Below are 25,378 nucleotides of genomic sequence, written 5' to 3'. Positions count from 1 at the left end.
CCGCCGATCACGAGGAACTTGCGTTCCTCTGCCAATCGGACTGGCATCCGATGGAGGCCGGCGGGCCCTGGCTTCTTAGGCCTGGACCATTCAGGCAATCGCCATACCCGGAAAGGGTTGCGACGTCAGAACGGCCTGCGTTGTTGCCACCAATCCAGCACCTGAGTCACCGATTCCTCGATGCCCAGTGCCGAGTTGTCCAGCAGCAGCGCGTCTTGAGCGGGAGCCAGAGGTGAGGCCGAGCGGTTCTTGTCCCGTTCGTCCCGCGCCTCCAAATCTTCGCGCAAGCCTTTGATATTAGCCGAAATCCCTTTGGAAATCAATTGCTTATAGCGGCGCTCGGCGCGCGTGGCGGCGCTTGCCGTCAGAAATACCTTCAGCGGCGCGTCCGGGAAGATGGCCGTGCCCATGTCGCGGCCATCGGCCACCAGGCCGGGCAGGCGGCGAAAGCTCAATTGCAGCTCGTGCAGGGCCTGACGTACCGGCGTGTGCACCGCAACCTGGGAGGCGAGCAGGCCAGTGGCTTCGGCGCGCAGCCGCGCGCTGACATCCTCGTCGCCGAGGAAGACATGGCCGTCGCGGAAGCTGAGCTTGAGCGTCGGCACGATGGCGGCGACGGCCTCGCCGTTGTCCAGGTCCAGGCCGGCACGGCGGGCGGCCAGGCCGGTCACGCGGTACAGCGCCCCGGAATCCAGCACCTCGAAACCCAGGGCCTTGGCCGTTTCGTCGGCCAGCGTGCCCTTGCCGGAGGCGGTGGGGCCGTCGATGGTGATGACCGGGATGTCCTCGGCTTTCGCGGTGACAACGCCGAACAGCGTCTCGAAATAGTCCGGGAACGTCTTGGCGACGCAATGCGGTTCGAGGATGCGCACCGGCACGGGGCTTTCCGTGACCAAGCCGTTGAAGGCCGCCAGCGAGAAACACATCGCGACGCGGTGGTCGTCATAAGTGTGGATGGCGGCGGCCTTCCAGTCCCGCAGCGGCTGCACGCGGATCCAGTCCGGGCCCTCGTCGACCGTTGCGCCCAGCTTGCGCAATTCGGTCGCCATCGCGACGATGCGGTCGGTCTCCTTGACGCGCCAGCTGGCGATATTGATCAGCGTCGTCGGGCCGTCGGCATACAGCGCCATGACGGTCAGCGTCATCGCCGCGTCGGGGATGTGGTTGCAGTCCAGCGTGATGCCCTTGAGCGGCCAGGCGCCGCGGCGCACCTCCAACCAGTTGGGGCCGGCCTTGACTTCTGCGCCCATGGCGGCGGCGGCTTCGATGAAGCGCACATCGCCCTGCAGCGACTCGCTGCCAACGCCCTCGATGCGCATGGGCGCGTCGGCCGCGGCGATGGCGCCCAGGCCGACGAAGTAGCTGGCCGAAGACGCATCACCTTCGACAAACACCTCACCCGGGGAGCGGTAGCGGCTGCCGGCCGGGATGACGAAGGCTTCCCAGGCCTCGCGCCTGACCTCGATGCCAAAGCGTGCCAGCAGGGCCAGCGTGATCTCGATATAGGGCTTGGAGATCAGCTCGCCAATGACCTCGATGCGGATGTCGCGTTCGGCGACCAGGGGCAGGGCCAGCAGCAGGGCGGTCAGGAACTGGCTGGACACGTCGCCCCGCACCCGCACTGGCGTATCCAGAGCCAGCGCCGAGGGGCCACGCAGTCGCAGCGGCGGGTAGCCGGGGTTGCCGAGGTCGTCGATGGCGCAACCCAGGCCGCGCAGCGCGTCGACCAGATCGCCGATGGGCCGCTCGTGCATGCGCGGCACGCCCGAGACCTCGAAGCTGCCGCCTTGCGTGGCCGCCAGCACCGCCAGCGCCGCGGTGAGAGGGCGCATGGCCGTGCCGGCATTGCCGAGGAACAGCTGGGCTTCCTTGGCGCGCAGCTGGCCGCCCAGGCCGTCGATGACGATGGCTTCACCCTCGCGCCACACGCCGCAGCCCAGGGCCCGCAGCGCGTCCAGCATGACGGCCGTGTCATCGGACGCCAGCAGGTCGCGCACGACGGTCTTGCCTTCGCTCAAGGCTGCCAGCAGCAGCACGCGGTTGGAAATGCTCTTGGAGCCGGGCAGGCGCACCGTGCCCGCGGCACCGCGCAGCGGCGGCAGGTCGAGGAAGGGGATCTTGAACATCACTTGCCGGCCGGGCGGCCGGGAGGGGTAACAGGGGGCGGATTGCCCCAGGCGGAGCGGCCTTCGGCGATGGGGCGCAGCGCGGCTTCCAGGGCCGCGGCGTCACCGGTTTCGATCAGGGCTTCGAGCTGGTCCAGCATGGTGCGGAAACGCTTGGACTGGGCCAGCACCTCGTGCTTGTTGGCCAGCAGGATGTCGCGCCAGACCGCGGGCTCGCCGGCGGCGATGCGCGTGAAGTCGCGAAAGCCGGGGCCGGCCAGGCTCAGGTAGTCGCGCGCAGCGGGCTGTTCGGCAATGGCCTGGAAATAGGCGAAGGCCAGCAGATGCGGCAGATGGCTGACGGCCGCGAAGGCGGCGTCGTGGTTGTGCGGGCGCATCTTCAGCACCGTCGAGCCCAGGGCCGACCAGACATCAGTGGCGCGCTGCACGAGCTGAGGATTGGTGAAGGGCTGGGGCGTCAGGATGACCTGGCGGCCTTCGTAGAGATTGGCCTCGGCATGCTGGACGCCGCCCGACTCCTTGCCGGCAATCGGATGGCAGGGCACGAAGCTGGAGGCGCGCTCGCCCAGGGCCCGGCGGGCGGCCTCGATGACGTCGCATTTGGTCGAGCCCACGTCCATGAAGAGCACGCCGGGGTTCACGAGGTGGCGGATGGCCTTCAACGTGGCCTCGGTGGCGGACACCGGCACGGCGATCAGCACGATGTCCGAGCCCGAGACGGCGAGCAGCGCCGATTCGGCGGCGACGTCGATGACGCCGAGCTTCTTGGCCTGCTCGGTCGTCGACGGCGACTTGCTGTAGCCGATGACGCGGCGCACCAGGCCGGCCTTCTTCATCGCCAGCGCAAAGCTGCCGCCCATCAGGCCGCATCCGATCACGCCGAGCTGGTTGAACATGGTCAGGCCTCAGTTCTTCACGGGGTAGGCGCCGAGCATCTTGAAGAAGGCGCAGAGCTCGCGCAACTCGGCCAGCGCGTTGGCGACATGGGGCTGGGTCGGATGGCCGTCCAGGTCGATGTAGAAGTAGTAGTCCCACTGGCCGGTGCGGGCCGGGCGGGATTCCAGGCGCGTCATGGACACGCCATGCTTCTTCAACGGTACCAGCAGATCGTGCATGGCGCCCGGGCGATTGGGCACGGAGACGACGAGGCTGGTGCAGTCGCGCCCGGTGGCAGGCGGCGTCGCCATGGTCTGCGGCAGGCAGATGATGGCGAAGCGGGTGCGGTTGTAGGCCTCGTCCTGGATGGCGTGGGCCGTGATGTGCAGGCCGAACAGCGTCGAGGCGCGTTCACTGCCCAATGCCGCCCAGGCCGGGTTGGTCGCGGCCAGGCGCGAGCCCTCGGCATTGCTGGACACGGCGCGGCGTTCCACGTCGGGCAAGTGCTTGTTCAGCCAGTTCTGGCACTGCGCCAGGGCTTGGGGATGCGCCAGCACGGCCTCGATGCCGTGCATCGACGGTTCCTTGCGCATCAGGTTGTGGCGGATCAGCAGGCTGACCTCACCGACGACATGGCAGGGCGTGTGCAGGAAGAGATCCAGCGAGCGCGTGACGACGCCCTCAGTCATGTTCTCCACCCCGACGACGCCGAACTGCGCGCTGCCGCTGGCCGTCGCGTGGAAGACCTCGTCGAAGTTGGCGCAATACGTCATGTCGGCCGCGCCACCGAAGTATTCCAGCGCCGCCTGCTCGCAGAACGTGCCCATGGGGCCCAGCACGGCGACCCGCTGCGGCGACTCCAGCGCCAGGCAGGCGGACATGATCTCGCGCCAGATCGCCGACACATGCTCGGCCTTCAGCGGGCCGGGGTTGGCGGCGCGGATCTTGTCGATGACCTGGGCGACGCGGTCGGGGCGAAAGAAGGGCGTGCCCTCGGCGCGCTTGATCTCGCCGACCTGCTCGGCCACGCGGGCGCGCTGGTTCAGCAGCTCCAGCAGTTGCTTGTCCAGGCCGTCGATCTGGTCGCGCAGGGCGAGCAGGGCCTGGGAGGCGATGGGTTCAGCCATGGCGGGCCTCGAAATCCTTCATGAAAGACACCAGGGCCTGCACGCCTTCCAGCGGCATGGCGTTGTAGATCGAGGCACGCATGCCGCCCACCGATTTGTGGCCCTTGAGCTGCAGCAGGCCGGCCGACTTGGCTTCGGCGAGGAAGCTGTCGTTGAGCTTCTCGTCCTTCAGGAAGAAGGGCACGTTCATGCGCGAGCGGCAGCTCGGCTCGACGCGGTTTTCGTAGAAGCCGGAGGCGTCCAGGGCCGAGTACAGCAGCGCCGCCTTGTCGATATTGCGCTGCTCGATGGCCGCCAGGCCCCGCTTGCCGGCGTATTGCAGGCCCTTGACCCACTGGAACACCAGGCCGGCAACGTAGATGCCGAAGGTCGGCGGCGTGTTGTACATGGAGTTGTTCGCGGCCACGGTCTCGTAGTTGAAGGCCGTGGGGCAGATGTCCAGGGCGTGGCCGAGCAGGTCTTCGCGAACGAAGACCAGGGTCACGCCGGCGGGGCCGATGTTCTTCTGCGCGCCGCCGAAAGCCAGACCGACATGGTCCCAGACGATGGGGCGGGACAGCATGTGGGACGAGCAGTCGATGACCAGGGGCACGCCGTTGGCGATGCGCGGCAGGTCGTGGAACTCGACGCCATCGATGGTCTCGTTGGTGCAGACATGGACATAGGCTGCGTCGTCACGCAGCTGCCAGTCCTTGGGAATGTTGCGGCCATTGCCCTCGGCCGCGATATGCACATCGGCGTAGCGGCGCGCCTCGGCCGCGCTCTTGCGCGACCAGGAGCCGGTGACGATGGCGTCCACCTTGCCGCCACGGCTCAGGTTCAGCGGCACGATGGCGTTCTCGCCCAGGCCGCCGCCCTGCATGAAGAGGATGCGGAAGTTGGCCGGCACGGCGAGGAGTTCGCGCAGGTCGGCCAGGGCCGCTTCGAGGATGGCGCAGAACTCCTTGCCGCGGTGGCTCATCTCCATGACGCTCATGCCGCTGCCGTGCCAGTCCAGCATCTCGCTCGCCACCCGGTGCAGCACCGGTTCAGGGAGGGTCGCCGGGCCGGCGGAGAAATTGAACGGGCGGGATGAGATCATCGAGATGGGCGGGGAGCTACTTCTTGGCGGGTGCCGAGGCTGCGGGCTTGGGCGCCGTGTTGGCCGGCGGCGGCTGCAGGCCCAGCAGCTTGGCGAGGTTGTTCTGCGTGGTCTTGAGGCGGCCTTCCAGCGTCGGGCCGGCCTCGGCCATCACCTTTTGCGCGACGGCCTTCTGCAGTTCAACGCTGGCGAGGCCGAACTTCTGGCTGACCGGCGATTCTGCCCAGGCCACGATCTGCTTCAGTTCGTCCTCGTTGAAGCGTTCGTCCAGCAGGGCCGAAGCCGTGGCGGGCACGGCCTTGGAGACCTTGTCCTTCAGATAGGGCACGTTCTCGTCGATGAACTTCTTCAGCTCGGCGTCCATGGCCTTGGCCGTGGCTTCGCGCTTGTCGGCGGGCACCTGCTGCAGGGCGGCGCGGCCGCCGTTCATCAGCTGGGGCAGGGGGCCTTGCACGATGCTGGCGGCCAGGTTGTCGGCCAGGGCCTGCTGCTGCAGAGCGACGATCTTGTCGATCAAGGCTTTCTTGGCCGGGGAGGGGTCGGCCAGGGCGTTGCCGGCGGCCAGGGCCAGGGCGAGGGCCAGGCCCAGCTTGCGAGAAGTCATGTCAGTCCTTGGGAGCTTCGGGGGTGTCATCGGCCGCGCCTGCTTCACCGCCTTCGGCGTTGGCATCGGCTTCGTTGGCATCGTTCTCGACGATGCGTTGCAGGCCTGACAGCTTGGCGCCGTCATCCAGCGCGATCAGCGTGACGCCTTGCGTCGCGCGGCCGAGTTCGCGGATCTCGGCGACGCGGGTGCGCACCAGCACGCCCTTGTCGGTGATCAGCATGATTTCGTCTTCCGGGCGCACCAGGGTGGCGGCGACGACGCGGCCGTTGCGCTCGCTCTGCTGGATGGCAATCATGCCCTTGGTGCCGCGGCCGTGTCGCGTGTACTCGACGATGGAGGTGCGCTTGCCATAGCCGTTCTCGGTGGCGGTCAGCACGCTCTGGGTTTCGTCTTCGGCCACCAGCATGGCGATCAGGCGCTGGTCGGGCTCCAGCATCATGCCGCGCACGCCGCGGGCAGTGCGGCCCATGGGGCGCACATCGTCTTCGTCGAAGCGCACGGCCTTGCCGCCATCGCTGAACAGCATCACGTCGTGATGGCCGTCGGTCAGCGCCGCACCGATCAGATGGTCGCCCTCGTCCAGGTCGACGGCGATGATGCCGGCCTTGCGCGGGTTGCTGAAGTCCTTCAGCGACGTCTTCTTGACCGTGCCCATGGCGGTGGACATGAAGATGAAGTGGTCCTCGGGGAAGCTGCGGAATTCACCGGTCAGCGCCAGCACGACGGTGATCTTCTCGCCGGCCTGCAGCGGGAACATGTTGACGATGGGCTTGCCGCGCGAGTTGCGCGAGCCCTGCGGCACTTCCCAAACCTTGAGCCAGTAGACGCGGCCGCGGTCGGAGAAGCACAGGATCCAGTCGTGGGTGTTGGCGATGAAGAGCTGGTCGATCCAGTCGTCTTCCTTGGTGGCCGTGGCCTGCTTGCCGCGGCCACCGCGGCGCTGCGAACGGTACTCGCTCAGGGCCTGGCTCTTGATGTAGCCAGTGTGCGACAGCGTCACGACCATGTCGGTCGGTGTGATCAGGTCTTCGGTGCCCAGCTCCTGGGCGTTGTGCTCGATGACGCTGCGGCGGGCGCCCAGCTTGGTCTGGCCGAACTCGGTCTTCAGCTGGTTCAGCTCGTCGGCAATGATGGTCGTCACGCGCGAGGGCGTGGCGAGGATGTCGAGCAGGTCGGCGATCTCGGCCATCACTTCCTTGTACTCGCCGACGATCTTGTCCTGCTCCAGTCCGGTCAGGCGCTGCAGGCGCATCTGCAGGATTTCGCCGGCCTGGGCTTCGGACAGGCGGTACAGGCCATCGGCCTGCATGCCGTACTCGGCCTCCAGGCCTTCCGGGCGGTAGGCGGCGCTGCCGCCTTCGGCACGGGCCAGCATCTCGCGCACCAGCGAAGAGTCCCAGCTCTTGGCCATCAGCGCGGCCTTGGCGACGGGCGGGGTCGGCGAGGTCTTGATGGTCTCGATGAACTCATCGATGTTGGCCAGCGCAACCGCCAGGCCTTCCAGCACGTGGCCGCGCTCGCGGGCCTTGCGCAGCTCATAGATCGTGCGGCGGGTCACCACCTCGCGGCGGTGCTCCAGGAAGACGACGATCATGTCGCGCAGATTGCAGAGCTTGGGCTGGCCGTCGACGAGGGCGACCATGTTCATGCCGAAGCTGTCCTGCAGCTGGGTCTGCTTGTAGAGGTTGTTCAGGACGACCTCGGGCACCTCGCCGCGCTTGAGCTCGATGACCACGCGCATGCCGGACTTGTCGGACTCGTCCTGGATGTGGCTGATGCCCTCGATCTTCTTTTCCTGAACCAGCTCGGCGATGCGCTCGAGCAGGGTCTTCTTGTTGACCTGGTAGGGAATCTCGTCAACGATGATCGCCTGGCGGTTGCCCTTGTCGATGTCCTCGAAGTGCACCTTGGCGCGCATCACCACGCGGCCGCGGCCGGTGCGGTAGCCGTCGCGCACGCCGGCGAGGCCGTAGATGATGCCGGCGGTCGGGAAGTCGGGCGCCGGAATGATCTCCATCAGCTCGTCGACGGTGGCTTGCGGGTTGTTCAGCGCGAACAGGCAGGCATCGACGACTTCGTTCAGGTTATGCGGCGGAATATTTGTCGCCATACCCACGGCAATACCCGCAGAACCATTCACCAGCAATTGCGGCAAACGGGTCGGCAGAACCAGGGGTTCCTTATGGCTGCCGTCATAGTTGGGTCCGAAATCGACGGTTTCCTTGTCGATGTCGGCCAACATTTCGTGAGCGATTTTGTCGAGACGAATCTCGGTGTATCGCATCGCCGCGGCGTTATCGCCGTCGATGGAACCGAAGTTGCCCTGGCCATCGATCAGCATGTGGCGCAGGCTGAATGGCTGGGCCATGCGGACGATGGTGTCGTAAATGGCCGAGTCGCCGTGCGGGTGATACTTACCCATGGTCTCACCCACGGCCTGCGCACTCTTGCGGTACTTGGCGTTGTAGGTGTTGCCCATCTCGTTCATCGCGTACAGCACGCGGCGATGGACCGGCTTCAGCCCGTCACGGGCATCGGGCAGGGCGCGTCCCACGATCACGCTCATCGCGTAGTCGAGATAGGAGCGGCGCATCTCCTCCTCGAGGCTGATCGGCAGGGTTTCCTTGGCGAACTGAGTCATGCGGCAGGATTACGCGCGCGCTACACGGTCGCGGCGTCCTTAGAGGTAGGTGAAAGGCGCGAATTCTAAGGGCCGCGCCTCCCTGTAGCAGCAGCGCAACATCGTCACCATGGCCATGAACGTAGGCCGCCACAATGCGTTCGTCTCGGTGCCCCCATGGCACAATCGTCGAGTCCCTAGGAGAAACCCTAAAGTCTCTCCTGTGGTTAGAGGTTGAGTACTGACTCTCGCAGGGCAACTGCGGCATTCCTTGAGAGGAGAATCATGAAGAAACTGAATCGTGTGGCGTCGCTGTTTGCGGTGGCCGCTGTCGCCGTTGCTACGTCTGGCGCATCGGCCCAGGCCATCGACAACTGGCGCGCAACCGACGGCACCGTCTGGAAGAACGGCACCAACGAATACTGCTGGCGCGACAATTTCTGGACGCCGGCCACGGCTGCCAAGGGTTGCGACGGCGAAATCAAGCCGGCACCCGTTGTGGCTCCCCCGGCTCCTGTCGCTCCCCCGCCGCCGGCACCCGCTCCGGTCGCTCCCAAGCCCGTGACTCCGCCGCCGGCCCCGGTCAGCGAAAAGGTCACCTTCGCTGCTGACGCCTTCTTCGATTTCGACAAGTCGACGCTGAAGCCCGAAGCCACCGCCAAGCTGGATGATCTGGTGAGCAAGACCAAGGGCATCAACCTGGAAGTCATCATCGCCGTTGGCCACACCGACTCGGTGGGCAGCGATGAGTACAACCAGAAGCTGTCGATCCGCCGCTCGGAAGCCGTCAAGCAGTACCTGGTGAGCAAGGGCGTGGAACCGAACCGTGTCTACACCGAAGGCAAGGGCGAGAAGCAGCCTGTGGCCGACAACAAGACCGCTGAAGGTCGCGCCAAGAACCGCCGCACCGAGATCGAAGTCGTCGGTACGCGCAACAAGTAAGCTCTAGCGCCCTCGGGCGCTTTGCTCAAAGCCCCGCACGGCCCGCCGTCCGGGGCTTTTCTCTTTTCCGATTCCGTCATGACGATCAATGCCGACCCGCAAGAGCTCGCCAAATTCGGCGAGTTGGCCCACCGCTGGTGGGACCCCGAGAGCGACTTCAAGCCTCTGCACCAGATCAACCCGCTGCGCCTGGGCTGGATCCAGCAGCTTTGCCCCCTGGCGGGCAAGCGCGTCGTCGACGTCGGCTGCGGCGGTGGCATCCTGAGCGACTCCATGGCACGCGCCGGCGCCCAGGTGCTGGGCATCGACCTGTCGACCAAGCCGCTGCGCGTGGCCGAACTGCATGCGATGGAAGCCGGCACCGAAGGCGTCGAGTACCGTGAGATCGCCGTCGAGGCGCTGGCCGCCGAGCAGCCGGCCAGCTTCGATGCCGTCACCTGCATGGAGATGCTGGAGCATGTGCCCGACCCGGCGTCGGTCGTGCGCGCGCTGGCCACGCTGGTCAAGCCCGGTGGCTGGGTCTTTTTGTCGACGCTGAATCGCAACGCCAAGTCCTTCCTGCTGGCCATCGTCGGCGCCGAATACGTGTTGCAGATGCTCCCCAAGGGCACCCACGAATACGCCCGCTTCCTGAAGCCCTCGGAGCTGGCCCAGTTCTGCCGCGATGCCGGGCTCGAGCTGCAGGGCAGCCGTGGCCTGAGCTACAACCCGCTTACCCAGCGCTACACCCTGGGCAGCGACACCGACGTGAACTATCTGCTGGCCTGCCGGCGACCCGCTTGAGGCTCGCACCGCCCTGGTCTCATCTGCAGGCCGTGCTGTTCGACCTGGACGGCACGCTGATCGACAGTGCCGCCGATCTCGCCGCGGCGGCGAACGCCATGCGCGTGGATCGCGGCCTGCCTGTACTGCCGCTCTCGCAGTACCGACCGCACGGCGGCTCGGGCGCGCGCGGCATGCTGAGCCAGGCGTTTGCAGTGGCGCCGGGTCAAGCCGGCTATGAAGAGCTGAAGCGCGAATTCCTCGACCGCTACGAACTGCTCATGTACGACAGCACCCGGCCGTTCGACGGCATCGAGGCCGAGTTGCTCGGCTTAGCCGGCAGCGGCCTGGCCTGGGGCATTGTCACCAACAAGGCCGAGCGCTTTGCCTTGCCGCTCACCAAGGCCTTGGGCCTGGCTGCCGCTGCCGTCGTCGGTGGCGACACGACCGGCCATACCAAGCCGCATCCCGCGCCGCTGCTGGAGGCTGCGCGCCGCCTGCGCGTGCCGCCCGAGACCTGTCTCTACGTCGGAGACGATGAGCGCGATATCCTCGCCGGCCGCGCCGCGGGCATGGCGACGGCGGCCGCGACCTGGGGCTACCTGGGCCACAGCGGCGAATTCCGTCATTGGGGCGCAGATATCGAGTTGACGGCACCCGGCGAGCTCTTGAAACAGCTGGGCCTGGCCTAAACTACGCACTCCTGGGGCCGACCTGGTTTCGACGTGGGTGCGGATCCGGAGTAGGGCATGCCGAGCACCAGTTCGCTCGTAAAACCACTGGAAACAAAGTAACTGCAAACGACTCTACGTTCGCACTCGCCGCTTAATTGCGGATGAGCTTCTCAACGGCAGGCCGATGGGCCGGGCTGAGTTCCGCAAGGGGCAAGGCTGAGAAGTCACTCACATCGGCTGGCGTCCGACCGGGTCACTCGGTGGGGCGTGAGATCAAGTGACTGGCGGGAAAGCTAGCGTGCCACTGCGCGAGTTGACCGTGAGATTCAAATCAGCCGGCTAAGCATGTAGATCTGCCCGGTGATGGCTTGCGGACGGGGGTTCAATTCCCCCCGGCTCCACCATCTCAGTGAATCACAAGGGTTCACAACCACTAAAGCGCCTAAGTAAATCAACGACTTAGGCGCTTTTTTCTTGAGCAGCGTCACCGCAGCAGCACGTCGTCTTGTCGCGGGCTGCCGTCCATCTTTATAAGTTCTTTATACGAAACCCAGCAAACTGCGGTCCCCCTACGGGTCTACACCGCATGAGCCTGGACAACAAACGCAGCGGCCTGGCCGCTCTCACGCTGGGTGCCATCGGTGTCGTCTACGGCGACATCGGCACCAGCCCCCTTTACACCCTCAAGGAAGTTTTCTTGCCGGCGACCGGCGTCGAACTGAACACCCACAACCTGATCGGCGCGACCTCCGTGATCGTCTGGGCGCTGATGTTCGTCGTCACGCTCAAGTACGTCATCCTGATCCTGCGCGCCGATAACCGTGGCGAAGGCGGCGCGCTCGCGCTGACCGCGCTGGCGGCCCACGCCGTGCAGCAGCGGCCCCGTCTGCGCAACGCCCTGCTGCTGCTGGGCTTGTTCGGCGCGACGCTGTTCTATGGCGACAGCGTCATCACCCCGGCCATCTCGGTCATGGGCGCCATCGAGGGCCTGGAGGTCATCACGCCCACGCTCAAACCCTATGTGCTGCCCATCTCGGCGGCCATCCTCGTGGGCCTCTTCGTCGTGCAGCGCTACGGCACGGCTGCGGTGGGCAAGGTGTTCGGCCCCATCATCGTGATCTGGTTCGGCGTGCTGGGTGCCATCGGTGTCGTCCACATCGCCCAGCAACCGCAGATCCTCGCGGCGCTGAACCCGCTGGAGGCCTGGGCTTTCTTCAGCCAGCGCGGCTGGCATCTGTTCGCGGCGGTCGGCGCCATCGTGCTGGCTTTGACCGGTGCCGAGGCCCTCTATGCCGACATGGGTCACTTCGGCGTCAAGCCCATCCGCCTGGCCTGGACGGGCCTGGTCTTCCCGGCGCTGGCGCTGAACTACCTCGGCCAGGGCGCCCTGCTGATGGGTGACGCCTCGGCCATCGAGAACCCCTTTTTCCGCCTCTTCCCGGCGGCCCTTGTGCTGCCCATGGTGGGTCTGGCTGCGCTGGCCGCCGTCATCGCCTCGCAGGCCGTCATCTCGGGCGCCTATTCCATGACCAAGCAGGCCATCCTGCTCGGCTTCCTGCCGCGCCTGACGATGCGCCACACCTCGGCCAGCGAGTCGGGCCAGATCTATGTGCCGGCCGTCAACTGGGCGCTGCTGGCCGGTGTGCTGGGCGCCGTGTTCATGTTCGGCAGCTCATCGGCCCTGGCCGGCGCTTATGGCATCGCTGTGACGCTGACCATGCTGATCACCACCGTGCTGACCTTTTTCGTCATCCGCGACGGGTGGCGCTTGCCCGCTCCATTGGCCATTGGCGCGACGATCTTCTTTCTCGCCGTGGACGCGCTGCTCGTGGCCGGCTGCGCCATCAAGTTCTTCGACGGCGGCTGGTTCCCGCTGGCCCTTGGCCTGATGCTCTTCATCATGATGAGCACCTGGGCCCGCGGCCGTCAGCTGCTGATGGACAGCTTGCGCAACGAAGGGCTGGAGCTGGAGCCCTTCATCGAGAGCCTTGCCCACGGCGGTGCCCACCGCGCCCAGCGCACGGCCGTCTATGCCGTGGCCGACCCCACGCTCGTGCCGCAGGCCCTGCTGCACAACCTCAAGCACAACCAGGTGCTGCACGAGACCAACGTCATCCTCAACGTGCAGTTCCACGACCATCCCAGCGTCGACGAGGCCGGCCGCGTGGAACTGGCCCAGTTGGCGCCCGGCTTCTGGCGCGTTGTCGTCCATTACGGCTTCATGGAAGAGCCGGACGTCCCCGCCGCATTGGCCCTGTGCGAGCCCAAGGGTCTGCGGGTGGAGCCATTCGAGACGAGCTATTTCCTCAGCCGCGAGACCGTGGTGCCGACGCCCGGCGGCGGCATGGCGAACTGGCGCGAGCGCCTGTTCTCCGCCCTGAGCCGCAACTCCAGCGGCGTGGCCAGGTTCTTCCGCCTGCCGGACAACGCCGTGGTCGAACTGGGCACACGCGTCCAGATCTAGGTCGGGCAACGGCAGGATGGGTGCTGGCTAAAAGAAAAAGGTCCGATCGCTGCGGATCGGGCCTTCGTTTCGGCTGCGGCTGCTTCAGTTGAACCCTTGGCCGCGGATCAGGCCCACGGCCAGGCCCTCGATGCTGAAGCTTTCACTGTTCTCGTTGATGAGGATGGGCTCGAAGTCGGGGTTCTCGGGCAGCAGCTGGATGCCGTCGGGCCCGCGCTTGAAACGCTTGACCGTGACCTCTTCGCCGACGCGCGCGACGACGATCTGGCCGTTGCGGGCCTCCTTGGCCGACTGCACGGCGAGCAGGTCACCGTCGAGGATGCCGATGTCCTTCATGCTCATGCCCTTGACCTTGAGCAGGTAGTCGGGCTTCTTGGAGAACAGGCCGGGCTCGACGCTGTAGGTCTGCTCGACATGCTCCTGTGCCAGGATGGGCGCACCGGCGGCGACGCGGCCGATCAGCGGCAGCGTCAGCTGCGCCAGGCTGGCAATGGGCAGGCTGAACTGGCGGGCGCGGTTGACGGCGCCGAGCACTTCGGACTTGAGGCGGATGCCGCGCGACGTGCCGCCAACGAGTTCCAGCATGCCTTTGCGGGCCAGGGCCTGCAGATGTTCCTCGGCCGCGTTGGCGGATTTGAAACCCAGTTCGGCGGCGATTTCGGCGCGGGTCGGCGGGGCGCCGGTGCTTTCGATCGCGTTGCGGACCAGGTCGAAGATCTGCTGCTGGCGGGCGGTAAGCTTGGGTCGGTCTTGCACGGGCGGCCTTTTGATGGGGCTGGCAATTTGTCCAGCACCTGTATTTTCATCCAGGAAACCAAGAAATTGCAAACCTCTGATCGTTTGATCGTCATTTTGGGGACGGGCGGCACGATTGCCGGCACTGCCAAAACCGCCAGCGACGGTGTCGGCTACACGGCCGCGCAACTGAGCGTCGAGGATTTGCTGGCCGCGGTGCCGGCGCTGTCGGGCCAGCAGCTGGAGGCGCATCAGGTCGCCCAGCTTGACAGCAAGGATATGGATTTCGCGACCTGGCAGCGGCTCGCGAACGCCGTGCAGCAGCAACTGGATCGCCCCGACGTCGCTGGCATCGTCATCACCCACGGCACCGACACGCTGGAGGAGACAGCCTACTTCCTGCATCGCGTGCTGGCACCGGCCAAGCCTGTGGTGTTGACGGCGGCGATGCGGCCCGCGACGGCACTGGCGCCTGACGGCCCGCAGAACCTCTTCGATGCTGTGCAGGTGGCCGTGGAGCCGGATGCGCGCGGCGTTGTTATCGCCTTCGCGGGCCGCGTGCATGACGCCGTCCAGGTGCGCAAGACGCACAGCTATCGCGTCGACGCCTTCGAGTCGGTTGACGGCGGCCTGGTGGCGCGCGTGGAGGAGGGCGCCGTTCGCCTGGTCGGTCGCTGGCCAATGGGCAAGGCCCTGGGTCTGGCGCGCATCGCGGCGCCGTCCGAGCGTTGGCCGCGCGTCGAGATCGTCATGAACCATGCCGGCGCGGACGGCGCCGTCGTGCGCGCTCTGTGGGCCAGCGGCATCGACGGCCTCGTGGCGGCCGGCACCGGCAATGGCACGCTCAGCCGCGGCCTGGACGCGGCCCTGCGCGAGGCCCAGGCCGGCGGCGTCAGGGTCGTGCGCAGCACGCGCTGCGACGCCGGCCCCGTCATGGAGCTGCCGGGCCTGCTGCCCAGCGCCGGCGCCCTGAGTCCGGTCAAGGCCAGGATCGAGTTGATCCTGGCGTTGCTGGCCGAGAGCTGATCAGCCTCGGCGGCGGCGGGCGATGAAGCCCATGGCTGCGAGGCCGGCCAGCAGCATCGCGTACTGGCTGGGTTCAGGCACTGCGGCGATGGTCTGGTTGACCAGATTGCCTTCGAAGGCGAAGACGTAGAACTGGTTGCCATAGGCCACGGCCGTGTTGCTGCCGTTGGGCACCGCAGTGGCCAGGAAGTCGTTGTCATTGGCCAGATACAGCGTGTGCATGGTCTTGCCGTTGACGGTGACGTCCTGGCCGAAGGCGATGCCTTCGAGCTTGGACGGGATCTGCGCGTCCGGGATGCCGGCAGCATTCAGTGCCGCCTTGATGTCGAGGAAGCGGGTGCCGACGATGGCGGCGCCGGGCTGGTTGCGCAGGTTGGCAATGCCGCTGACCTCGGTGGCGCCGGTCAGGTCGATCTTGACGAGCTGCTTGACGGCGGCCTTGGAGCCGGGCGAGCCGTCGCCCATGCCCTTGCCGTCGCGCTCCAGCACGAGGAGCTCGTGGTCGTTCAGGGCCAGCAGCTCGCTGCTGTTGTAGGCCTTGCCGTTGATCTGGTTGTCAAAGGCGAACTGGCTGACGGCGCCGGTGGCGACGTCGATCTTGACGATGCGGTTGTAGCGGCCGCCATCGCCGCCGTCCTGGGCCAGCGGGCTCTGCACGAAGCCGAACAGGGTCTTGCCGTCGGGCGAGATGGCCAGGCCTTCCATGCCCTTGTTGGCGACGCGGCCGGTCGTGTTGCCCGAAATCTCGGCGGCGCCCGAGCTGCTCAGATTGGATGCGGCGAAGCTGTTCGGCAGCGTGTAGGTGCGGATGCGCTGGCCGGTGGCGCGGTCGAACTGGTAGACATAGGGGCCGTACTCGTCCGAGATGAACACGCTCCTGCCGTCGTTGGAGACGCGGATGCCTTCGGGGTCGAGGCGGGCATTGTTCGGATTCGTCGACAGGCCGGCGGCGAAGTTGTCGGAGCGGCCCGAGAAGTACTGGGTGCTGCTCGCGCTCAGCGTGTTGCTGTTGACGATGCCGTTCAGCGTCGGCGCCCTGGGGCCGTAGTTCAGGGCTGTCGTGCTGGACAGCAGCGTGGTGGACTGCAGCGTCGGGGCGATGGTGTAGGGCAGGGCGCCGCCCGGGGTCGCGACGAGGTTGAGCTGCAGCGTGTGGAAGCGGCTGATGAAGGACGTTGTGTTGTCCAGCTGCGAGGCGCCCCAGTCATTGGCGTTGGGGCCGCGGTCGGGCAGTGCCAGGAAGGTGTTGCCGCCCGCCCAGGCCAGGCCCGAGCCCATGCCGCCCAGCAGATTGGCCGCGAGGCCGCTCTCGAGGTTGTAGTTCAGGCCGGACAGATCGCTCAGCGAACCGCTGAGATTGCCCATGCCGATCAACACCGGTTCGGCCGCACGGCTTTGGGCGGCGAGGGCCAGCAGGGCGCTGGCGACGGCGGTGGTCAGGAAGGTGCGCATCGCGGGTCTCCGGTCGTTTGGAAAACCCGCGATGCTGGCCGGCGTATGTGACGCCGGCGTGACGTGCTTCTTAGACGATGGTCAGCGAGACGTCGACGTTGCCACGCGTGGCGTTCGAGTACGGGCAGACCTCGTGGGCGGTCTTGACCAGGGCTTCCAGGGCGGCGTGGTCCATGCCGGGCACGGAGATGCGCATGTCGACCTGGATGCCGAAGGCGCCCGGCTTGTTGGCGTGCGGGCCGATGGCGACGTCGCTGGTGATGGAGACCTCGGCGGGCAGGCTGATCTTCTGCTTGCCGGCGACGGCTTTCATGGCACCGATGAAGCAGGCGGAATAGCCGGCCGCGAACAGCTGCTCGGGGTTGGTGCCCGGGCCGCCGGCGCCGCCCAGTTCCTTGGGCGTGGACAGGGTCACGTCGATGGCGCCGTCAGACGACTTGGCGGTGCCGGCGCGGCCGCCGGTGGCAGTGGCGGTGGCGGTGTAGAGGGCTTTTTCGATGGCCATGGTGGGCTCCTTTGGGGTGGTCGGTGGGTGGGGAAGGAATCAGGCCGCGGCGTCGGCGGCCTTGTTGAGTTGCTGGCGCAGCTGCGTGAGCCGCTGCGTCAGCGCGATGACTTCGTCCAGCTCGCAGGCGCTGGCGCAGGCGAGATGGCTGGGAATGTCCAGGGCCAGCTGGCGCAGTTGGCGGCCCTGGGGCGTTAGGAAGATGTCGACGCGGCGCTCGTCGTCGCTGGCGCGGCGGCGCTCGATATGGCCCAGGGCCTCGAGGCGCTTGAGCAGCGGCGTCAGCGTGCCCGAGTCCAGCGACAGGCGCTGGCCGAGCTGGGAGACGCTTTGGCCCTCGACCTCCCACAGCACCAGCATGACGAGGTATTGCGGATAGGTCAGGCCCAGCGGTGCCAGCAAGGGCTTGTAGATGCGGGTCATGGCCAGCGAGCTGCTGTACAGCGCAAAGCACAGCTGGCGGTCCAGCTGCAGCCACTCCCCGCGCGGGTCGGCGGTGACTGGGGTGCGGGTCTTGCTGCGTGCCATGGCTATTAATGTAGCTCGCAATTCAATTGCACACAAGTTAAATGGTCTTTTGGGTGACACCGGACGCTAGGGTGATCTGAGACGATGCGCCACCCCCAATCACGAAAAGACGAGGAGAGAGGCTATGCAGATGGTCGCAATCGGGCTGGCGGCGCTGGTGGCGCTGCTGCACCTGTACTTCCTGGTGCTGGAGATGTTCTTCTGGACCAAGCCGCTGGGCCGCAAGGCCTTCGGGCTGGACAAGGACTTCGCCGAGCGCAGCAAGGCACTGGCGGCCAACCAGGGCCTGTACAACGGCTTCCTGGTGGCGGGCCTGGTCTACGGGCTGATGCTGGGCGCCGCGGGCGCGGGCAAGCCGTGGCTGGTGTTCTTCCTGGGCTGCGTCGTCGTGGCCGGCCTGTTCGGCGCGGCCACGGCTTCGAAGAAGATCCTGTTCGTGCAAGCCATCCCGGGCGCAGTGGCCCTGGCGGCCGTGCTCGCGCTTTAAGCGCTCATCGCCTCGATCTGCTCGCCCAGCTCCAGCCAGCGCATCTCGTCGGCTTCGAGCTGGTCGGCAATCGCCTTCAGGCGCTTGCCCATCTCGGCGATGGCCGACGCGGCAGCGCCTTCGGCCAGTTGGGCCTCGATCTCGGCGCGTTCCGACGCCAGGGCATGCAGGCGCTTGTCGATGGCTTCCATCTCCTTGCGCAGCGGCCGCGTCTGCTCGGCCAGCTTGGCGCGGGCCTGGCCTGAGGCCTTGCGGTCCTCGCGGGGCGCTGGCGCCGCAGCGGCGGCAACGACCACCGGAGCCGGCGCCGCAGCGGGTGCGGAGCTGCCCTTCTTGGCCGCGCGCGCCGCTTCCTTGCTCTGGTCCAGCAGCCACTTCTGGTAGTCGTCCAGATCGCCGTCGAAGGGCTTGACGACACCGTCGGCCACCAGCCAGAACTCGTCGCAGACCTCGCGCAGCAGTGCGCGGTCGTGGCTGACCAGCATGACCGTGCCCTCGAACTCGTTCAGCGCCATCGACAGCGCCTCGCGGGTGTTCAGGTCCAGGTGGTTGGTGGGCTCGTCCAGCAGCAGCAGGTTGGGGCGCTGCCAGACCAGCATGGCCAGCACCAGGCGCGCCTTCTCGCCGCCGGACAGGCTGCCGACCTGCTGGTTGACCATGTCGCCGGTGAAGCGGAACTGGCCGAGGAAGTCGCGCAGCTCCTGCTCTCTTCCCGCCGGACCCACTTCGCGTGCGAGCCTCACCATGTGCTCGAGCGGCCCTTCGTCCAGGCGCAGCACGTCCAGCTCCTGCTGGGCGAAGTAGCCGATGGACAGGCCCTTGCCTTGCGTCAGCTTGCCGGCCAGCGCGGGCTGCGCGCCGGCAATCGTCTTCACGAGTGTCGACTTGCCCTGGCCGTTGGCGCCGAGGATGCCGATGCGCTGACCGGCCAGCACGGAGCGGTCGACGTTGCGCACGATGGTGGTGGTGCCATAGCCCGCCGACATCTCGTCGAACATCAGCATCGGGTTGGGCAGGCTGATCGGCTCGCGGAACTCGAAATTGAAGTCGGCCGAGGCCAGCACCGGCGCCAGCTTCTCCATGCGCTCCAGCGCCTTGACGCGGCTTTGCGCCTGCTTGGCCTTGCTGGCCTTGGCCTTGAAGCGGTCGATGAACTTCTGCAGATGGGCGACCTTCTCCTGCTGGCGTTCATAGGACGCCTGCTGCAGGACCATGCGCTCGGCGCGCTGCGTCTCGAAGCTGGTGTAGTTGCCGCCGTAGCGCACCAGCTTGCCTTCGTCCAGATGCAGGGTGACCTTGGTGATGGCGTCGAGGAATTCGCGGTCGTGGCTGATGATGATCAGCGTGCCGTCGTAGCGCTGCAGCCAGGCTTCCAGCCAGACGAGGGCATCGAGGTCCAGGTGATTGGTGGGCTCGTCCAGCAGCATCAGCTCGGCCGGGCACATCAGGGCGCGAGCCAGTTGCAGGCGCATGCGCCAGCCGCCGGAGAAGCTGTTGACCGGGGCGTCGAGCTGTTCGGTCTTGAAGCCCAGGCCCATCAGCAGCGCCTGGGCGCGCGAGCGGGCGTCGAAGGCACCGGCATCGGCCAGGGCGGCATGGGCGTCGGCCATCGCATGGCCGTCCTCGGCCGCTTCGGCCTCGGCCAGGGCGACGCGGGCCGCCACCAGGGTCAGGTCGCCCTGCAGCACGAAGTCGGTCGCACCGTCCTCGGTCTCGGGCATGTTCTGGGCCACCTCGGAGCGGCGCCAGTGCCTGGGCACCTCGACCTCGCCCTTGTCGTTGGACAGGCGCCCGGTCAGCAGCGCGAACAGGCTGGATTTGCCGGCGCCGTTGCGGCCGACCAGGCCGATCTTCTCGCCCGGCTGCAGGGTTGCGGAGGCGCCGTCCAGCACCACCTTGACGCCGCGGCGCAGCGTGATGTCACGGATGGTGATCACGGCAGAGCCTCCCTGGTCACGAGGAGGACCTGGTCAGCCCCCGCGGAGGTTTCCATCCAGACGACTTCCAGCGCGGGGAAGGCGGCCTCGAAGAAGGGGCGCTCGTTGCCGATCTCCAGCACCAGCACGCCCTCGTCGTTGAGGGCGGCGGGCGCGGCGCGCAGCAGCTCGCGGATGAAGTCCATGCCGTCGCTGCCGCCGGCCAGGGCCAGTTCGGGCTCTGCGCGGTATTCGGCAGGCAGGGCGGCCATGCTGGCGCTGTTCACGTAGGGCGGGTTGCAGAGGATCAGGTCGTAGCGGCCTTCGGCGCCGGCCAGGCCGTCGCCCTGCAGCAGGCGCACGCGCAGCGCCAGGTTATGCCGCTCCACATTGAGCTTGGCCACGGCCAGGGCGTTGATGTCGATGTCCAGGGCGTCCACCTCGACATCGGGCCAAGCCATGGCCGCCAGCACGGCCAGGCTGCCGTTCCCGGTGCACAGGTCCAGCACGCGGCGGCTGGCCGGGTTGAGCCAAGGGTCGATGCTGGCGTCGGCGATCAGCTCGGCGATGAAGCTGCGCGGCACGATGGCGCGCTCGTCGATGGTGAAGGGCACGCCTTGCAGCCAGGCCTCGCCGGTCAGGTAGGCGGCCGGCTTGCGCGTCGAGATGCGCTCATCCATCAAGGCGACGATGGATGCGACTTCGGCGGCGGTCAACTCGCGCTCTTCGTGGTCGTCCAGCGCGTCCAGCGGCAGGCCCAGGCGCCACAGCGCCAGCCACATGGCTTCGTCGAACGCGTTCGTCGTGCCATGGCCAAAAAACAAGCCCGCCTGGGCGAGGCGGGCGGCTTGGGATTCGATGCAGTCAATCAGCTTCAAGTGGCGCGGACGTCCAGGGTGATTTCGGTGAAGCTGGCCTCGTCGGGGGCCTTCTCTTCCTTGCGCGGCGCGTTCGTCAGTCGGGCGCCCGGCGCCTCGTTCTGCAGACGCCACAACAGATTGGTCGGCGAGTCGGCAAAGGCCAGGCCTTCCTCGCGGGTGATGGTGCCGTCGGTGATGAGCTTGGCGAAATGCTCTTCGTAGGTCTGCGAGCCCTCGGCGATGGACTTCTCCATGGCCTCCTTCACGCCGGCGAAGTCGCCTTGCTCAATGAGCTCGGCCGTCAGCTTGGTGTTGAAGAGGATCTCGACGACGGGCACGCGGCCACCGGCGGTGGCGCGCACCAGGCGCTGCGACACGACGGCCTTGAGGCCGGCCGCCAGGTCGTTCAGCAGGGCCGGGCGGGATTCCGGCGTGTAGAAGGACAGGATGCGGTTCAGCGCGTGATAGGTGTTGTTGCCGTGCAGCGTGGCCAGCACCAGGTGGCCCGACAGCGCATACGAGATGGCCGCCGTCATCGTCTCCCGATCGCGGATTTCGCCGATCAGGATGCAGTCCGGTGCCTGGCGCAAGGCGTTCTTCAGCGCGATCTGCAGCGAGGCCGTGTCGCGGCCGATCTCGCGCTGGTTGACGACCGAGCGCTTGTTGCTGAACAGGTATTCGATCGGGTCCTCGATGGTGAGGATGTGGCCCGTCATCGTCTGGTTGCGCATCTCCAGCATGGAAGCGAGCGTCGTGCTCTTGCCGGTGCCGGTGGCGCCCACCATCAGGATGAGGCCGCGCTTTTCCTTGATCATCGTGCCCAGGATGGGCGGCAGCTGCAGGCTTTCCAGCGTCGGGATGTCGTGCGGGATGTGGCGGAACACGCCGGCAATCGACCCACGCTGGCGAAAGCCCGACAGGCGGAAGCTGCCGACGCCGCTGACCGACACGGCCATGTTGAGCTCGCCGGAGTTGTCGAGCTCGGCCAGGCTGGCGGGGTCGATGACCTCGGAGATCAGCTGGCGCGGCTGGGGCGGCGTCAGGAGCTGGTCGGAGAGCTGCACGGTCTGCCCGTTGATGCGGATCAGCACCGGCATATTGGCCGACAGATAGCAGTCCGAAGCACCCTTGTCGGCCATCAGCCGCAGGATGCGCTCCATGTTGCCGCCCGACATCAGTGCCCCTCGTCGGTCGAGTACGTCTGCCGATCCCCCGAGGGGATGCGGGCCGGCTGGGGAGCGGCCCGGCGCTCGGCCCGCTGGGGTTGGCTAAACGTGCTCATGGCTTCCTCAGGCGCGCAGCAGTTCGTTGATGCTCGTCTTGGAACGCGTCTGGGCATCGACGCGCTTGACGATGATGGCCGCGTACAGCGAGTAGCGGCCGCCGTCCTTGGGCAGCGAGCCCGAGATGACGACGGAGCCGGCCGGGATGCGGCCGTAGCTCACGGTGTCGGTGGCGCGGTCGTAGATCGGCGTGCTCTGGCCGATGTAGACGCCCATGGAGATCACCGAGTTCTCCTCGACGATGACGCCTTCGACGACCTCGGAGCGGGCGCCGATGAAGCAGTTGTCCTCGATGATGGTCGGGTTGGCCTGCAGCGGCTCCAGCACGCCGCCGATGCCGACGCCACCCGACAGGTGCACGTTCTTGCCGATCTGGGCGCAGGAGCCGACCGTGGCCCAGGTGTCGACCATCGCGCCTTCGTCGACATAGGCGCCGATGTTCACGTAGCTGGGCATCAGCACGACGTTCCTGGCCTGGAAGCTGCCGCGGCGCGCGACGGCCGGGGGCACGACGCGCACACCGGTGGCACGCAGCTCGGCTTCGCTCATGCCGGCGAACTTGGTGGGCACCTTGTCGAAGAAGGTCAGCTCCTTGTCGCCCATGATGCGGTTGTCATTCAGGCGGAAGGACAGCAGCACGGCCTTCTTGATCCACTGGTGCACCGTCCACTGGCCCACGCCCTCGCGCGTGGCCACGCGCAGGCGGCCGGCGTCGAGCTCGGCGATGACGTGGTCGACGGCCTGGCGCACTTCGGGCGCGTTGACGGGGTCCAGGGACGCGCGGTTGTCCCAGGCGAGGTCGATCAGGCTTTGCAGTTCAGCGGTATTCATCGGCGAGATTGGGTGAAGGAGACGATGCGGTGCGCAGCCTCGAGGCATTCGGCCTCGTCGGCCACCAGGGCCAGGCGGATACGGCCAGCGCCAGGGTTGCTGCCATGGGCTTCGCGGGCCAGCAGGCTGCCCGGCAGGACGGCGAGATTGTATTGAGCGAGCAGGCCCCGGGCGAAGTCGATGTCGTTACCGCCTGGAACTGCCGCCCACAGATAGAAGCCGGCGTCGGGCAGGGCCACGTCCAGCACGCCTGCCAACAGCGGCGTGACGGCGCCGAACTTGTGGCGGTAGCGGGCCCGGTTCTCGACCACATGGGCCTCGTCGCCCCAGGCCGCGATGCTGGCGGCCTGCACGATGGGGCTCATGGCGCTGCCGTGATAGGTGCGGTAGAGCAGGAACTTCTTCAGCAGGGCCGCGTCGCCGGCCACGAAGCCCGAACGCAGGCCCGGCACATTGGAGCGCTTGGACAGCGAGGTGAAGGCGATCAGGTTGCGGAAATCTTGGCGGCCCAGCTTGGCGGCCGCTTCCAGGCCGCCCAGCGGCGCTTCGTCACGGAAATAGATCTCCGAATAGCACTCGTCGGACGCGATGACGAAGCCATGGCGGTCGCTCAGCTCGAACAAGGCCTGCCACTCGGACAGCGGCATCACGGCACCGCTCGGGTTGCCGGGCGAGCAGACATAGAGCAGCTGGGTGCGGGCCCAGGTCGCGTCGGCTATCTGACGCCAGTCAACGGCGAAATTGCGCGCCGGGTCGGAGTTGGCATAGGCCACCTCGGCGCCCGCCAGCAGGGCCGCACCTTCGTAGATTTGATAGAAGGGATTGGGGCAGACGACCGTGGCGCCCGGGCGACCGGAGTCGATGACGGTCTGGGCGATGGCGAACAAGGCCTCGCGCGAACCGTTGACCGGCAGGATCTGCGTGCCGGCGTCCAGCGTCAGGCCGTAGCGGCGCGAGATCCAGCCGGCGATGGCTTCACGCAGGGCCGGCGTGCCGGCGGTGGCCGGGTAGGCCGCCAGACTCTTCATCGAGGCGTTGATGGCCTCGGCGATCAGGGCCGGCGCCGCATGGCGGGGCTCGCCGATTCCCAGGGAGATGGGGGCCAGGTCGGGATTGGGCGTGATGCCCGCGGTCAGCTCGCGCAGGCGCTCGAAGGGATAGGGGTGCAGCCGGTCGAGCCGCGGATTGACGGGAAAACTCATGCGGCGATGATAGGGCGCGGCCCAAGGGCCGCAGCCTGGGGAGGCACAAGATGAAGCAAGGTTGGCTCGCTGCCTGGCTGCTCGTCATGAGCGGCGGCGCCCTGGCCCAGGGCGCCTGCACCAAGGTCGTCGTGACGGCCGACCCCGAATACCCACCCTATGCCTGGTATGACGGCCAGACCCTGCGCGGTGCCAGCGTCGATGTCGTGCTGGCCGTGCTGCAGGCCATCAAATTGCCCTATGAATTGCGCTATGTCGGGCCGTTTGTGCGCGTGCTGCAGAACGCCCGCATCGGCGAAGTGGACATCATCACCGAGCTCAAGCGCAACGCCGAGCGCGAGGACTACCTGGCCTATGCCGAGACGCCCATCTTCACCAATCCCAGCTCGGTCTTCGTGCGCGCAGGCCAGAACCTGAAGTTCACCAAACGCGAAGACCTGCGCGGGCTGCGGGGCGGCGCCACCCATGGCACGCGCTTCGGCGACGGGCTGGACGAATTCATCGAAGCCAATCTGAACGTCGAGACCGGCCCGGGCATCAAGGAAAACTTCCTCAAGCTCGATGCCGGCCGCATCGACTACTTCATCTCGCCGCACTACCCGGCGCTGTCGCATCTGATCACCAGCGGCAATGAGGGCAGGTTCGTCGCCCTCAAGCCCCATGTGGCCGAGGCGCTGAACTATGTCGGCTGGTCGCGCCGCAGCGCCTGCCTGGGCCGTTTGCATGAGTTCGACGCCATGCTCAAGCGCTATCTCGCGGCGATGAACCCGGGCCGCTTGGTCGATGAGAACCAGGAAGCCTGGCGTCGCAACCCCGTGATGAAGCGTTAGCCCAGCATCCCCGACTCAAAGCCATGGGCCGGCAGGTCCACGCGCGGCGCCGGCGTCCAGCCCGGCTTGCGGTGCTCGGCGACGACATTGGTGTAGATGCCGCCGCGCACATACCACTTGGCCGTGATGCGAATGAAGCGCGGGTCGGTGACCTTGACGATGTCGTCCAGGATCTTGTTGGTGACCTTCTCGTGGAAGGCGCCCTCGTTGCGGTAGCTCCAGAAGTACATCTTCAGGCTCTTGAGCTCCACGCAGAGCTCATCCGCAATCATGTCGATGGTGAAGTGGGCGAAGTCGGGCTGGCCGGTCAGCGGGCAGTGGCAGGTGAACTCGGGCACCTGGAACTGGATGACGTAGTCGCGCTCGGGATTCGGGTTCGGGAAGACCAGGATGTCCTTGCTGGGCTTGCTCGGCGGGTTCGGGGGCACCTCGCGCATCTTGGGC

At 66.9% G+C, this 25,378-nt stretch carries 22 protein-coding genes, 1 other RNA gene and 2 pseudogenes; 8 read left to right on the top strand and 17 right to left on the bottom strand.

Going from position 1 to position 25,378, the window contains the following annotated elements; genetic code table 11:
* Window positions 1-125 precede the first annotated feature (125 nt).
* The 6 genes from J2X20_RS00960 to gyrA are packed head-to-tail and all read right to left on the bottom strand — an operon-like array spanning window position 126 to window position 8,458.
* On the bottom strand, window positions 126-2,126 hold the full coding sequence (locus J2X20_RS00960) for a bifunctional 3-phosphoshikimate 1-carboxyvinyltransferase/cytidylate kinase (protein WP_310259513.1): 2,001 nt from the start codon (window positions 2,124-2,126) through the stop codon (window positions 126-128).
* Window positions 2,126-3,022 (bottom strand): prephenate dehydrogenase, encoded by an 897-nt coding sequence (locus J2X20_RS00955; protein ID WP_310259511.1) that lies wholly within the window; start codon window positions 3,020-3,022, stop codon window positions 2,126-2,128. Before J2X20_RS00955 ends, J2X20_RS00960 begins: the two co-directional genes overlap by 1 nt.
* A 9-nt stretch (window positions 3,023-3,031) precedes the next feature.
* Window positions 3,032-4,129 carry a prephenate dehydratase gene (gene pheA / locus J2X20_RS00950; RefSeq protein ID WP_310259509.1) on the bottom strand — a complete coding sequence of 366 codons (1,098 nt, stop codon included), beginning with the start codon at window positions 4,127-4,129 and terminating at the stop codon, window positions 3,032-3,034.
* Window positions 4,122-5,210 carry a 3-phosphoserine/phosphohydroxythreonine transaminase gene (serC, locus tag J2X20_RS00945; protein ID WP_310259505.1) on the bottom strand — a complete coding sequence of 363 codons (1,089 nt, stop codon included), beginning with the start codon at window positions 5,208-5,210 and terminating at the stop codon, window positions 4,122-4,124. The genes pheA and serC overlap by 8 nt, the downstream gene beginning before the upstream one ends.
* A gap of 16 nt (window positions 5,211-5,226) precedes the next feature.
* Window positions 5,227-5,814: a DUF2059 domain-containing protein gene (locus J2X20_RS00940; RefSeq protein ID WP_310259502.1), complete on the bottom strand. Its 588-nt coding sequence runs from the start codon at window positions 5,812-5,814 to the stop codon at window positions 5,227-5,229.
* Window position 5,815: 1 nt separating this feature from the next.
* Window positions 5,816-8,458 (bottom strand): DNA gyrase subunit A, encoded by a 2,643-nt coding sequence (gyrA, locus tag J2X20_RS00935; RefSeq protein WP_310259499.1) that lies wholly within the window; start codon window positions 8,456-8,458, stop codon window positions 5,816-5,818.
* 264 nt (window positions 8,459-8,722) lie between these two features.
* Here gyrA and ompA point away from each other — a divergent pair, with 264 nt between their 5' ends.
* The 5 genes from ompA to J2X20_RS00910 all read left to right on the top strand — a co-directional run bounded on the left by ompA (window position 8,723) and on the right by J2X20_RS00910 (window position 13,279).
* On the top strand, window positions 8,723-9,379 hold the full coding sequence (gene ompA, locus J2X20_RS00930; protein ID WP_310259496.1) for an outer membrane protein OmpA: 657 nt from the start codon (window positions 8,723-8,725) through the stop codon (window positions 9,377-9,379).
* A gap of 78 nt (window positions 9,380-9,457) precedes the next feature.
* Window positions 9,458-10,162, top strand: coding sequence for a bifunctional 2-polyprenyl-6-hydroxyphenol methylase/3-demethylubiquinol 3-O-methyltransferase UbiG (gene ubiG / locus J2X20_RS00925; RefSeq protein WP_310259495.1), 705 nt, complete (start codon window positions 9,458-9,460; stop codon window positions 10,160-10,162).
* A complete protein-coding gene (locus tag J2X20_RS00920; RefSeq protein ID WP_310259493.1) occupies window positions 10,159-10,833 on the top strand; it encodes an HAD family hydrolase in 675 nt (224 codons plus the stop codon). The genes ubiG and J2X20_RS00920 overlap by 4 nt, the downstream gene beginning before the upstream one ends.
* A 13-nt stretch (window positions 10,834-10,846) precedes the next feature.
* Window positions 10,847-11,219: a transfer-messenger RNA gene (ssrA, locus tag J2X20_RS00915) on the top strand.
* 182 nt (window positions 11,220-11,401) lie between these two features.
* On the top strand, window positions 11,402-13,279 hold the full coding sequence (locus J2X20_RS00910) for a potassium transporter Kup (RefSeq protein WP_310259490.1): 1,878 nt from the start codon (window positions 11,402-11,404) through the stop codon (window positions 13,277-13,279).
* Window positions 13,280-13,363: 84 nt separating this feature from the next.
* On the opposite strand, the gene lexA is transcribed toward J2X20_RS00910, so the two are convergent.
* A complete protein-coding gene (gene lexA, locus J2X20_RS00905) occupies window positions 13,364-14,035 on the bottom strand; it encodes a transcriptional repressor LexA (protein WP_310259487.1) in 672 nt (223 codons plus the stop codon).
* An 84-nt stretch (window positions 14,036-14,119) separates the two neighbouring features.
* Here lexA and J2X20_RS00900 point away from each other — a divergent pair, with 84 nt between their 5' ends.
* Window positions 14,120-15,040 carry an asparaginase gene (locus J2X20_RS00900; RefSeq protein WP_310259484.1) on the top strand — a complete coding sequence of 307 codons (921 nt, stop codon included), beginning with the start codon at window positions 14,120-14,122 and terminating at the stop codon, window positions 15,038-15,040.
* On the opposite strand, the pseudogene J2X20_RS29465 reads toward J2X20_RS00900, so the two are convergent.
* The 4 genes and pseudogenes from J2X20_RS29465 to J2X20_RS00885 all read right to left on the bottom strand — a co-directional run.
* Window positions 15,041-15,130, bottom strand: a pseudogene (locus tag J2X20_RS29465) (PEP-CTERM sorting domain-containing protein); the annotation flags it as partial. It lies immediately after the preceding gene.
* 108 nt (window positions 15,131-15,238) lie between these two features.
* Window positions 15,239-16,318 (bottom strand): annotated as a pseudogene (locus tag J2X20_RS00895) (esterase-like activity of phytase family protein); the annotation flags it as partial.
* 244 nt (window positions 16,319-16,562) lie between these two features.
* Complete coding sequence (locus J2X20_RS00890; protein WP_310259478.1) at window positions 16,563-16,997, bottom strand: organic hydroperoxide resistance protein; 435 nt, start codon at window positions 16,995-16,997, stop codon at window positions 16,563-16,565.
* Window positions 16,998-17,036: 39 nt separating this feature from the next.
* Window positions 17,037-17,525, bottom strand: coding sequence for a MarR family winged helix-turn-helix transcriptional regulator (locus J2X20_RS00885; protein ID WP_310259475.1), 489 nt, complete (start codon window positions 17,523-17,525; stop codon window positions 17,037-17,039).
* 124 nt (window positions 17,526-17,649) lie between these two features.
* Here J2X20_RS00885 and J2X20_RS00880 point away from each other — a divergent pair, with 124 nt between their 5' ends.
* Window positions 17,650-18,012 (top strand): DUF1304 domain-containing protein, encoded by a 363-nt coding sequence (locus J2X20_RS00880; protein ID WP_310259472.1) that lies wholly within the window; start codon window positions 17,650-17,652, stop codon window positions 18,010-18,012.
* On the opposite strand, the gene J2X20_RS00875 is transcribed toward J2X20_RS00880, so the two are convergent.
* The 5 genes from J2X20_RS00875 to dapC form a co-directional block, all read right to left on the bottom strand.
* Window positions 18,009-19,949: an ABC-F family ATP-binding cassette domain-containing protein gene (locus tag J2X20_RS00875; protein WP_310259469.1), complete on the bottom strand. Its 1,941-nt coding sequence runs from the start codon at window positions 19,947-19,949 to the stop codon at window positions 18,009-18,011. The two genes, J2X20_RS00880 and J2X20_RS00875, sit on opposite strands and share 4 nt — an antisense overlap.
* On the bottom strand, window positions 19,946-20,806 hold the full coding sequence (prmB, locus tag J2X20_RS00870; protein WP_310259468.1) for a 50S ribosomal protein L3 N(5)-glutamine methyltransferase: 861 nt from the start codon (window positions 20,804-20,806) through the stop codon (window positions 19,946-19,948). The genes J2X20_RS00875 and prmB overlap by 4 nt, the downstream gene beginning before the upstream one ends.
* Window positions 20,803-21,963, bottom strand: coding sequence for a PilT/PilU family type 4a pilus ATPase (locus tag J2X20_RS00865; RefSeq protein ID WP_310259466.1), 1,161 nt, complete (start codon window positions 21,961-21,963; stop codon window positions 20,803-20,805). The genes prmB and J2X20_RS00865 overlap by 4 nt, the downstream gene beginning before the upstream one ends.
* A gap of 114 nt (window positions 21,964-22,077) precedes the next feature.
* Entirely contained in the window at window positions 22,078-22,902 is an 825-nt protein-coding gene (gene dapD, locus J2X20_RS00860; RefSeq protein WP_310259462.1) for a 2,3,4,5-tetrahydropyridine-2,6-dicarboxylate N-succinyltransferase, read from the bottom strand.
* Complete coding sequence (gene dapC, locus J2X20_RS00855; RefSeq protein WP_310259459.1) at window positions 22,899-24,104, bottom strand: succinyldiaminopimelate transaminase; 1,206 nt, start codon at window positions 24,102-24,104, stop codon at window positions 22,899-22,901. Before dapC ends, dapD begins: the two co-directional genes overlap by 4 nt.
* 50 nt (window positions 24,105-24,154) lie before the next feature.
* On the opposite strand from dapC, the gene J2X20_RS00850 reads away from it, so the two are divergent.
* Window positions 24,155-24,934, top strand: coding sequence for a substrate-binding periplasmic protein (locus J2X20_RS00850; protein ID WP_310259456.1), 780 nt, complete (start codon window positions 24,155-24,157; stop codon window positions 24,932-24,934).
* Here J2X20_RS00850 and queF read toward each other — a convergent pair.
* Window positions 24,931-25,371, bottom strand: coding sequence for a preQ(1) synthase (gene queF, locus J2X20_RS00845; RefSeq protein WP_310265053.1), 441 nt, complete (start codon window positions 25,369-25,371; stop codon window positions 24,931-24,933). The two genes, J2X20_RS00850 and queF, sit on opposite strands and share 4 nt — an antisense overlap.
* Window positions 25,372-25,378: the final 7 nt, after the last annotated feature.

It is taken from the genome of Roseateles saccharophilus (assembly GCF_031458095.1).
Lineage (GTDB): Bacteria > Pseudomonadota > Gammaproteobacteria > Burkholderiales > Burkholderiaceae_C > Pelomonas > Pelomonas saccharophila_A.
This window is presented reverse-complemented; position numbering and strand designations above follow the sequence as displayed.